This is a genomic window from Ruminococcus sp. AM42-11, assembly GCF_003480145.1.
GTDB classification, from domain to species: Bacteria; Bacillota; Clostridia; order Lachnospirales; family Lachnospiraceae; genus Blautia_A; species Blautia_A faecis.
In genome coordinates, this window is sequence record NZ_QUIO01000002.1 from 111,194 (window position 1) to 122,495 (window position 11,302).

An 11,302-nucleotide genomic window follows, 5' to 3' on the forward strand; every position below is an offset into this window, starting at 1 on the left:
ACATCTTGCAGAAAGCCTTTTTCAAACAGGCTCAAGAGAATTATTTTGCCACTAGTACAGCGAATATTAAGTAACCACCATATTGACTTGTCTGATTTTTCATATGCTGCGTCAATATTGCTTTTTGAGTGGATGTCACTTTCAAAAAATGAAAATTTCAATTGAATTCTATTTATTTTTTACAAACAGGAATGCACCGCCAGCCAGAAGCAGAAGTGAAAAAATGATTGAAAAAACAGATGCTCCAATACCCGGTACACCGCCCTGTTTAATGGCTGTTTCCCGATCCATTGCATCTTTTAGCAGATTATCTGTGATTTCCGGTACCGATCTGAGTGTCTGTCCGTCCTGTATGCCAAGTGCTGTTACAGTGTCTCTGGTTTTGAAATCAGAGGCGTTGTAAAAATAATGGAAATCATTTTCGACATGAGTTCGCTGTGTCTGTGACAATGGTTCTATGAAATCCTTCTGCGTAAAATCCTAATCCTGCGTATGGGCATAACCGGCAGTATTCAATTCATTCTCATCATACTGCGCCCATGTTGAATTCGTTCTGATAGCATCAATAAAATCCTGTGAAAGTGTATAATCGCCAACCTTACCTTCTCCGATAAAAGTCTTTTCAGAAGTTGTCATGCCCCACTTCAGAACACCGTATAGTTTTTCTTGTTCAGTTAATTGGTGTAGCTTTTGCTTCACTATTCCCGAGGCAAATGGCTTACAAACATTACCAGAGATTTTGAGTGATCAGGAGTTATTGTGACAAGATTATTCTGAAAAGCCAAGAGAGTGACATCCATGGCACAGCTGTATGATAAAACTGCTGCATATGCGAGCTCCTTGTATGTACTTACGACACTGCTGTTTAACACACAAAGGCCAGCAAATCCGCATTTAATTTTCTTTAAGGAAAATGATTACGAGTTTACTGGTCTTTGTGTGTTACTTCTGGTTGGAAGATTTTGCAGTCTTGGAATTGTTATGTATAAGTTCCATATCTTGTGTTGTAATATTCAGGTGCTTACGCATTTCTTCAACAGCAGAACTTGGGTTACGCATTTCGAAGCACAGGAGAATACGTTCATGAGGTTCTACCGCATTTTTGTAGACCATTTTATTGGTAAAAGAGTCACCACGGTAAATTCGAAAACGCTCCAGTAATTGTTTATTTATATTGATCAGCAGTTGGTTATTGGTGAAAGTAATTATTTTTGTATGAAAAAGTTCATCCAACATGATCATCTTCAGCATATCGCGTTTTTCTGTAGCTTCTACAAAGGAAGTATGAATTTCACGGAGTTCCCGGATCTGCTTGTCTGTTGCACGTTCAACTGCCAGACGTACGGAAAGAGTTTCAATAGCCATACGTACTTCCATAAAATCATAAAATTTTACACCTTCAACGTCATACCACAGGGAACTATTATCAGTACTTTTCTGATAGTTGGCAACGAAAGCTCCTTTTCCTGGACGAATTTCCACATATCCTATTGCTTGGAGAACTCGGATTGCCTCACGAACGCAGGTCCGACTGACACCCATTTGGTCACAGAGCTTCATTTCAGTGGGCAGTTTTTCCCCAATTTTATATTCTCCGGACATGATCATTTCTTTTATATCTGCAACTACTGAATCAGTAATGGACATTCGTTGTATCGCTTTCATAGGAATCTCCTTTTGTTATTTATATAGTTTATTGTAAATTTAGCGCGTAAAAAAATCAATTGATTTTAACGAAAATCCAGCTGAAATTAGTCAATTATATTTATAAAATTTGTTGCATTGATTTACTTAATTTCATCAAATCTTCCTGAGAGTGAATATTTGTGTTCTTGGCTACTATCGATAGGAAAAAATCCAGATTCTCTTTTGAGGTAGGATAACCAAGATCCTGTAAAGTGAGAGGCATATTCATATATCTCATGGCATTGCGTACGCGCTCAATTTCAGATTGCTCCATTTGATTGAAGGCCATTTGAACTAATAAGCCCACCGCTACAATTTCTCCATGAAGAAAATTTTGTCCTTCTTCAGTATGATAGTTTCGCATGAAATCATAGGTGGCATGTGCTATGGCAAGTTGGCCAGAACCATCTGCAAATCCGCTTACAATAGAAGTGTGCAGAAGGTTGGTAAGGATTACATCCTTGAAGCGTGATGCTTGATTTCCCTGAGAATACAGGTCAGTATATTCTCCAAGTAAAAAATCATAAATGATTTTGGCATTTACCACCTGAATATATTCTTTGAGCTGGCAATCTCGGTAAGAAGATATATTTAGCTGATGGAAACTTTCTGGATATTTGGCCAGAGAATCCATGATACCGGATGCAAGCAGACGTCTTGGCGCGGTGGCAATCAAGTCCATATCGGCGATGCATACATCTACTTCTTTTTTTAGATTTACAGCAGGTTCTCGTTGACCTTTATCGTTGTACATAATACAGGTCATAGAGGTTGCAACACAGGTTGCAATGGAAGTGGGAACTGTAATAACAGGCAGACCGGAAAAAACAGAAGCACATTTTACATTATCAAGACATCTACCACCTCCAATACCAACTAAAACAGTGAAACCTTCATTTAATGCTTTTTTTGAATAATATTCTGCCTTTTCCTTGGTACATTGGTCGTGGTGAGTGATAAGTTCAAAGTTAGAAGCAGAAAGCATATTCCCGGCAATAAGGTTAAAACTGGATAGGGCGTGTTCGCCGCCTACGATCAAAGCTTTTCCACCAAGACGTAAAATTTCGTCAGGAAGCTGAGATAATACATTTTTGCCATAAAAGAACTTACCACAACCTACTTTTAATGCAGATAATTCACTCATATTGGTTAACCTCCATTCCTTTACTGTCAATAGCAGTGATTTTTATGATGTTTTATTGTATGAAGATGTGACATCATACAATCTATAAATACATTATATTTGTATATATTAAAAAAGTCAATCTCAATATTGAAATAAAAAACATAAAATTATATAATAATGCACAATATAAATAACACATTAATATTAAAAATATAACAAAATGTAATATGTTTAATAAAAACTATTGACTTTTTTTGTATGAATCACTATACTTCGAATTACAGAAACGACATCATACAATCATACAAAAAAGGAGGAAAAATGAAAAATTTTGAAGGTATTATCCCTCCAATTGTTACACCGTTTACAAAAGAGGGAGAAATTGATGAGCGTAAGATACGCAAAGAGATGGAAATCTGCATGAAAGCTGGTGCGAACGGATTAAGTGTAGCAGGGAGCACAGGCGAAGGTCCCACATTAAATGATTCAGAGCTTGTTCAACTGATCAAAATTGCGAAGGAATATCTTGATAAAACCCAACCTCTGGTTTGCGGTATAATGCGCACCTGTACAAGAGATGCTGTTAATGCCGGGATTAAGGCAAAGGAAGCAGGTGCAGACGCGATCATGGTTACTCCCACTGCATATAATGTTCTTGTTCCAAATGAAGAAGGCATGTTTGACTTTTACAAAACCATTTCTGAAAAGGTAAAGCTGCCGATTATTATTTATAATGTGATTCCCCAGAATACAATTTCTCCGGAACTTTTTGGAAAATTACTGGAAGAAACAGAATATGTAATGGGAATCAAACAGAGTGTTGGTGGAATTCAGGCTTTATATGCGGATATTATGGAAGTTGGTGGAAAAGGAAATGTGTATGCTGCTACAGATGACATGATTTTTTCATGTTTTGAGCTTGGAGCTTCAGGTGCGATCAGTGCTATTTTATCTTTGTTTCCAGAAGAATGTGCGGATATGTGGAGGCTGGCAAAACAGGGAAAACATGAAGATGGTCTGGCAATTCAGAATTGCCTGTATAAAAAATGGAAATGTCTGGGTGGAAATCAGTTCCCCATTCGTTTAAAGTATGCGCTTAGTGTACTGGGAAGAGATGGAGGATATTGCAGAAGCCCTATAACATATCTGCCTGAATGGGAAAAAGAAATGATAAGGAAAGCCTTGGAAAAATAAAGCCAGTGAATGACTTTATAAATAAATAATAAATTAAGAGAAAATGGAGGAAAAAAATGAACAAATTCGTTAGCAAATATGGACAGATACTTTTGCCATTAATTACACCTTATGGTGAGGGTGAAGAAGTAAATTATGAAGCCTACACAGAGCTGATTCATTATCTGATTGAGAAGGATCTGTGCGATTCCCTGATTGTAACAGGAACTACCGGTGAAGCTAGTCTCCTTACCTTCGATGAGAGAGTAAAGCTTATGGAAACAGCAGTAAAAGCAGCTGATGGACGTAAACCGGTTATTGCAGGAACTGGCTGTGCATCTACTAAAGAGACCATTGCACTGACAAAAGAGGCTGAAAAGCTGGGAATTGAGACCTGCTTAATTGTATGCCCGTTTTATAATAAACCTACACAGGAGGGAATTTATCAGCATTTTAAATCTATTGCAGAAAATACAACTTGTAATATCTTGCTGTACAATATTCCGATTTTTGTAGGTGTGAATATAGAGGCAGAAACTGTTTCCAGACTGGCTGAAATTCCTAATATTGTGGGAATTAAAGATGAAGCTGGAATTAATCCAACACAGGTAACTGATTTCTTCTTGGCAACAGAAAAAATCGATCCTGAATTTGCTATTTATAATGGCGATGATGTTATGCTGCTTCCAACAATTGTTCAGGGAGCCATGGGACTGGTAAGTGGTGGAGCTCATATATTTGGACATGAGATCCGTAAAATTTTTGAATGCTTTGCTGAAGGAAAAAATGAAGAGGCGAAAGAATTATTTATTCCGTTATATCGTTTCTGCAAAACAACAGGACAGAACGGAAGAATTCTTCCAAACTCTATTATGCGTCCTGCTGTAGAGTTAGTAACAGGCATTAAGCTTGGTCCGGCCAGAAGCCCTCTGGCACCGGCAACAGATGAAGAAATGTCAGTCACCATTAAGGTGCTTAAGGAAATTGGTAAGCTGTAATCTTGAAAGATAAGCGCTTCAGAATATTTCTGAAGCCGCAGAAAAGGATCTAATTCATAGGTGATTTCAGGAAAGGATGGAAAATGTCATGGGAAAACTCGAGGAAAAATTAAGCGCACCGTCCAGTGAATACAGAAGCGTTCCATTTTGGTCTTGGAATGATGAACTGGATCTTAATGAACTGCAATGGCAGATTCATGAAATGAAAGAAAAAGGAATTGGTGGTTTTTTCATGCATGCTAGGGGCGGGCTTAAAACTCCCTACATGAGTGAGAAATGGATGAAATGTGTAAAAGCATGTATAGAAGAGGCAAAACAATTGGACATGGAGGCTTGGTTATATGACGAAGAGGGCTGGCCAAGTGGTTTTGCAGGAGGTGCTGTTCCGGCACTTGGTGAATATTATTATATGCGCTGGATGGAGTGCGAGAAAGTTCGTGGATATGAAATCAGACCAGATGAGATGATACTTGGAATATATGATGAATCCGCTCACTTTCTTGGAAACAAGATCAAAAAGATTAAAACTGAGGATGTTTGGGTTTATGTTATAAAAGAAAAAATGAATCCATATTATGTGGATGTTTTAAATTCAAAAGTAGTAAAGAAATTTTTAGAATTTACCCATGAAGTATATAAAAAAGAATTAGGAGAAGAGTTTGGAAGAAATATGCCAGGCTTTTTTACAGATGAACCTCAGTTTGCAAAATTAAAGATACCATATTCTTTAATTTTACCGGAATATTTTAAAAAGGTTAATGGATATGAATTGACAGATGCTTTGCTTTCGTTATTTGAGGATACGCCTGATGCGGGAATACATCGTTATAATTTCTGGAAGGTCATTTCAGAGTTATATACCAATGGTTATATGAAAACAGTAGGGCAGTGGTGCAAAGAAAACGGATGCAAATTAACCGGACATGTCATGAGGGAGGATTCCTTGTTGCTTCAGATGCAGGCAACAGCCGGAGTGATGCCTTCATATGAGTATATGGATATGCCGGGAATCGACTGGTTAAGAAGACGGATATCTTCACCTCTAACCCCGAAGCAGGTAGGAAGTGTCGCAGCACAGCTTGGAAAAAACACGTAATTACAGAAAGCTTTGCAATGACAGGATGGGATTGCAGCCCGGAAGAATTAAAGTGGATTACACAATGGCAGTACGTAAACGGAGTAAACAGAATGTGTCAGCATTTGCAGTCTTATAGTATACGGGGCTGTCGAAAACGTGATTTTCCACCATCTTTGTTTTACCAGCAATCATGGTGGGAGGAATATAAAATATTTTGCGACTATATAGCACGGCTGGGTGTTTTGCTGACAGAAGGTTTATCAGCTGCTGAAGTTTTACTTTTACATCCGATGCACAGCGCCTGGATGTTGTATGATGGCAAAGAGGAAGGTCCTGTTGTTGAATTTGGAAATAAATTTGAAAGTTTATCACAGACACTGTCAGATTATCATATTGAACACCATTATGGTGATGAAGACATAATCAAAAAGTATGGAAAAATTGGAAATGGAAAGTTTATTGTGGGACAGTGTGAATATAGAACTGTCATACTTCCGGATATGCTATGTATAGAGGATAGTACCGTAAAACTGTTGCTTCAGTTTGTAGAAAATGGAGGCCATGTTTTTTCTGTGGGAAGTTTCCCAAAGTATATACAAGGTGGAAAAAATAGTCTGCTGGATGAACTGTATCAGAAGATTGAAAAAATAGATGTTGTAAGTTTGAAAGAAAAGTTATGGAAGATTCTCGAGTTTCCTATATCAGTAACGGAAAATGGAAGTGAAGTTGTAAATATACATTATCAGTTGAGAAAATGTGGAGAAATGAAAATTTTATATCTGGTCAATCTGAATAGAAACGGAAATTACTCTATTTTACTTCAATGTCCAGGTGAAAATGAAATTACAGAATACAAAGTGGAAGAGGATGCAAAGCAAAAATGTTGCTGTATTTATGGAGATAAAGTTACAAAATTGCAGATTAAAATGAATGAAATGGAGGGAAAAGTATTTTTTATAAAAGAACGGGAAAATAAAAAAGATGAAGATTTAGAAGATAACAAAGAAATATATAGAGAAAAAGAAACTATTGTCCTGGAACAAGGTGGCAGTTGGAAGCTTGATTGGGCAGACTGGAATTCTTACACTCTGGATCGATGCAGTTATCGCATTGGCGATGGAGAATGGAAGGATGAAGTAAATACCATACAGATTATGGAAATACTTTTAAAACAGAAAAGGCCTGTAAATGTTTCTTTGAAATATAAATTTGTTGTAGAAACAGAACCTCAGTTGCTAGAAGAGATGTTTCTGGCTGCAGAGACTGGTAAAGAACTTCATGCTGAGATAAATGGAGTAAAATTAGAACTGGAGGAATGCGGATGGTGGAAGGATAAGAGCTTTCGGAAATATCGGATATTGCCATATATCAGAAGAGGATCTAATGAAATTATTTTGAATATAGACTTTTATCAGTCTAAAAAGGTTTATGACGTTCTGTTTGGCGAAAATGTGTTGGAAACAGAGATAAATAAGCTTACCTATAATACGGAAATTGAAAGTGTATACCTTATAGGTAAATTTGGGGTATATAACAGAAATGGATTTACATACGCTTGGAGAAAAGGTTTGAGTTGTGATTCACAGTTTGTGATCCGACAATTGCCGGATACTTTGTATGGAGATGATTTTACTTCTCAGGGCTTTTGCTTTTTTGCAGGCCGCTTGCGCATAAAACAGAATATTTTTATTTGTCCGTGGGATGATTCCAGGGGAGTAAAGATAGAAAAAATCGCAGGAAAAAGATACATATACAGATTTAATCGTCCTAATGCAATGACTGCTATATTGTATATCAATGGAAAATTGGTAAAACAATTTATGTGGGCACCATTTGAATGTGATGTTACGGATTATTTAAAAGATGGTGTAAACGAATTTATGTGGGAATTATTTGCATCAAATCGTAACCTTTTGGGTCCGCATCACCATATTGACGGTGAGTTGTATGCTGTCTGGCCTGCCAGTTTCACAGATACACCAACTGTATTTCTGGCAGATGATCGAAATGTCTGGTCAGATTTATACCATTTTGTAAAATTTGGAATGTAGGAGGTACGGGAATGAAAAAAGGAAAAAAAGTATCAAAATTAGCTTTTCATGAAGCATTAAGAGGGTATCTTTTTATTGCTCCCGCTCTCATCCTTTTACTTGGACTTTTATTCTTGCCGATGGTGAAGGGATTTGGGTATAGCCTGACAGATTTTAATATTCTGAAAAACTGGGATTATAATTTTATTGGTCTGGAGAATTTTCAGAAAATATTAAAAAATAGGGATTTCCCTGTGATCTTGAAAAATGAGGTGTTCTTTGCTTTGACAGTTACTGTCATTACCGTGATAGTTTCAATATTGATCGCACTTTTACTGAACAGTGTAAAACGGTGCAAAAATATTGTGAGGGCGTTAGTGTTTATGCCCTGGGTCTTACCAGAAGTAGTAGTTGGATCCTTATGGAGATGGCTGCTTAATGGGGAAAAAGGACTGATTAATTCCGTGCTGGTGGATTACTGGCATGTATTGCCGGAGCACATCCAGTTCTTCTCTTCATCACTGTCCCTTATTTCAGTTTGCATGGTATACATATGGAGAACTTATCCGTATGTGACAATTATGCTTTCAGCAGGACTGCAGGGAATTGACAGAGGACTTTATGAAGCTGCTTCTATTGATGGATGTGGAAAAATAAAACAGTTTCGGTATGTAACATTGCCAGGGTTGAAATATGTATTATCTATCTGTTCTTTAATGGCTATGATATGGACAATGAATGGTTTTGGAATTATCAATATTCTGACTGCCGGCGGTCCGGGAGTATCGAGCACTACGCTACCTATGGTGATTTATAAGACTGCGTTCCAGAAATTCAGGTTTGGTCTGGCATCCGGATATTCGGTTATTCAGTTTTTTATCATTATGGTTTTTGCATTGATTTACCTGAAAATGACAAAAGCAACAAAAGAAGAGGAGGCGTAGACAATGAAAAAATATATATTAAGTATATTAAAAGTCCTGTGCCTTGTTGCAATTCTGTTTGTTGCACTGTTTCCGTTAGTGTGGATGGGGATAACATCTGGAAAAAGTATGACAGAGCTGTTAAAGATTCCAGTTACGATTCTTCCGGAAAAGTTAGATCTTTCTTCTTACTATGAAGTATGGGTTCAAAAGCCATTTCCAAGATATATCTGGAATTCAGTGAAAATTTCAGCAGTTGCAACAGTAACTGGAATGATTGTTGCCAGTCTGGCAGCATATGGATTTGCAAAATTCCGTTTTCCACTGAAAAAATTCTGGTTGATGTTTGTTTTGGTGGCACAGATGTTTCCAAGTACATCTGTAATTATTCCACTTTTTTCTACTTATAAATCTTACGGTTTATATGATACACATGTGGGATTAATGCTGCTGTACAGCACCATCAGCCTAGCATTTTCCATTTGGATGATGTATGGATATTTTAAAGGAGTCCCAAAAGAATTAGAAGAGGCAGCCAGAATTGATGGATGCGGAGCTTTGAAAATATTTATAAATGTAATTTTACCTATTTCAAAACCAGGTATTGCGGCTGTTGGAGTATATGCATTTATGTGTGCCTGGAATGAATATCTTTATAGTTTAATTCTGTTGACAACAGAAGAAAAATATACAATTTCACTGGGACTTTCCAGATTTATAACTGAGTTTGGTACATACTGGAATCAGATGGGAGCAGCATCTATTATTGTAACAATTCCAACATTGCTTATTTTTATGCTGCTAGGAAAAAATCTGATAGAGGGTCTGACTGCAGGAGCAGTTAAAGGGTGAAAATGATTTTCTTTGAAAACATAGTGGGGGTTTTTCAAAGCTGATCAAAATAAAAATAATTTTCTAAAGGAGGAAGCAAAATGAAACACAAGTTAATGGCAGCTGTTCTGGTGGGAACAATGGTAATGTCAACAGTAGGTACGACAACAGTCTTAGCACAGGAAAACGACAAGATCGAACTGGACATGTGGGTATTTGGAGGCTTGTCAGCAGAGCCTGTTGTATTCCAGGAAATGGCAGAGAATTTTAATAATTCACAGGATAAGATCCATGTAACTGTAACTGCTCAGGAGTGGAGCAGCAGACAGGAAAAAATTGTAACCGCACATCAGGGCGGTGCGGATACAGCTCCGGATATGTATGTATTTGGTCCCTGTATTGAAGATTATGGCGTAAAGATGGGAATTATTTCACCGGTTGAGGATGTTCTTCCGGAGATTGCTAATCAGGTAAAGGAACTTTTAATTCCAGAAGTAGTAGATGTGGGGTCAAAGGATGGAAAATTATGGACGATTCCTTCATGGGTGGATTTGTCTCCATATATGATGTATAACGTGGAAGCATTAAAGGCAATCGGATTGACAGAAGAAACTGTGCCGAAGACCTGGAGTGAGTTTAAGGATGCAGCTGTTAAGTTCAAAGAGGCTGGATATATTGGCTATTCAATTCCAATGAGTATGGATAATTATTCAGACATGAATAATGAATTTAATTACTGGAACTGGCAGCTGGGCGGTGCACCTATGAACGATGATGCTACTGTAATGACTATGAATGATGAGCATGCAATCGCTACTGTGGAGTTTTTGAAGTCCATGTATGATGCAGGTACTTTTTCAGATGGTGCAGAGACAGAAACTTATATGGATCGTCATGAAGAATTTTTTGGAGGAATCAGTGCAACTAATATCGGTTACACCTACATAAATGGAATTATCACTGATATGGAAGTAAGTGATGATCTTGATTATATTATGGCTGATATGCCAAGACCGGATGAGGGGACTGCTATTGATGAGGATAAGGCGTTCTACAGAATGATCAGTTCAAATCAGGAAATCAGTGTTTCTTCTATTTCTGAGAATATTGATGCATGTGGAGAATTTCTTCAGTATCTTATTGATGAAGACTATTGGCATAAATGGGTAACTGAGGTAGGTGCAAGAACTCCTGCAGATAAAGCATCTTATGAAGATGATGCGCTTCGGGCAGAAACACAGGCTGTGCAGCCAGATCTTGTGAAAATGTATGATGAAGGTACATTAATGACAGGTGTGAAGCCAAAACCAAGTTATGGAGGTGTTACTGAAATACAGACAACTATGTCTCAGTATCTGGTGGATATAATTACCGGACGTTACGACAGCGTGGAAGAAGGACTGAACGAACTGAATACAGAGTGTCAGGCTCTTCTGGATGAGTATAGTGAAGAATAA

General features: G+C 37.5%; 11 protein-coding genes. 7 read left to right on the forward strand and 4 right to left on the reverse strand.

All coding sequences use genetic code 11. The features are described 5' to 3' along the window. Positions 1-168: 168 nt before the first annotated feature. The 4 genes from DW904_RS02230 to DW904_RS02240 all read right to left on the reverse strand — a co-directional run bounded on the left by DW904_RS02230 (position 169) and on the right by DW904_RS02240 (position 2,830). Positions 169-450 (reverse strand): hypothetical protein, encoded by a 282-nt coding sequence (locus DW904_RS02230; protein WP_118577877.1) that lies wholly within the window; start codon positions 448-450, stop codon positions 169-171. Between the two features lie 30 nt (positions 451-480). Next, positions 481-636 carry a hypothetical protein gene (locus DW904_RS22690; protein ID WP_202187652.1) on the reverse strand — a complete coding sequence of 52 codons (156 nt, stop codon included), beginning with the start codon at positions 634-636 and terminating at the stop codon, positions 481-483. A gap of 306 nt (positions 637-942) precedes the next feature. Next, entirely contained in the window at positions 943-1,665 is a 723-nt protein-coding gene (locus DW904_RS02235) for a FadR/GntR family transcriptional regulator (protein WP_118577878.1), read from the reverse strand. 100 nt (positions 1,666-1,765) lie between these two features. Continuing rightward, positions 1,766-2,830: an iron-containing alcohol dehydrogenase gene (locus DW904_RS02240; RefSeq protein WP_118577879.1), complete on the reverse strand. Its 1,065-nt coding sequence runs from the start codon at positions 2,828-2,830 to the stop codon at positions 1,766-1,768. Positions 2,831-3,133: 303 nt separating this feature from the next. On the opposite strand from DW904_RS02240, the gene DW904_RS02245 reads away from it, so the two are divergent. The 7 genes from DW904_RS02245 to DW904_RS02275 all read left to right on the forward strand — a co-directional run bounded on the left by DW904_RS02245 (position 3,134) and on the right by DW904_RS02275 (position 11,302). Then, complete coding sequence (locus DW904_RS02245) at positions 3,134-4,006, forward strand: dihydrodipicolinate synthase family protein (RefSeq protein ID WP_118577880.1); 873 nt, start codon at positions 3,134-3,136, stop codon at positions 4,004-4,006. 56 nt (positions 4,007-4,062) lie between these two features. Continuing rightward, a complete protein-coding gene (dapA, locus tag DW904_RS02250) occupies positions 4,063-4,983 on the forward strand; it encodes a 4-hydroxy-tetrahydrodipicolinate synthase (protein ID WP_118577881.1) in 921 nt (306 codons plus the stop codon). 202 nt (positions 4,984-5,185) lie between these two features. Then, complete coding sequence (locus DW904_RS02255; protein ID WP_147422282.1) at positions 5,186-6,079, forward strand: hypothetical protein; 894 nt, start codon at positions 5,186-5,188, stop codon at positions 6,077-6,079. Between the two features lie 17 nt (positions 6,080-6,096). Further along, the gene (locus tag DW904_RS02260; protein ID WP_118577883.1) at positions 6,097-8,112 is read left to right on the forward strand and encodes a glycosyl hydrolase; all 2,016 of its coding nucleotides are present in this window, start codon (positions 6,097-6,099) and stop codon (positions 8,110-8,112) included. An 11-nt stretch (positions 8,113-8,123) separates the two neighbouring features. Continuing rightward, entirely contained in the window at positions 8,124-9,035 is a 912-nt protein-coding gene (locus DW904_RS02265; protein WP_118577884.1) for a sugar ABC transporter permease, read from the forward strand. Positions 9,036-9,038: 3 nt separating this feature from the next. Beyond that, positions 9,039-9,866, forward strand: coding sequence for a carbohydrate ABC transporter permease (locus tag DW904_RS02270; protein ID WP_118577885.1), 828 nt, complete (start codon positions 9,039-9,041; stop codon positions 9,864-9,866). Positions 9,867-9,946: 80 nt separating this feature from the next. Continuing rightward, entirely contained in the window at positions 9,947-11,302 is a 1,356-nt protein-coding gene (locus DW904_RS02275; protein ID WP_118577886.1) for an extracellular solute-binding protein, read from the forward strand.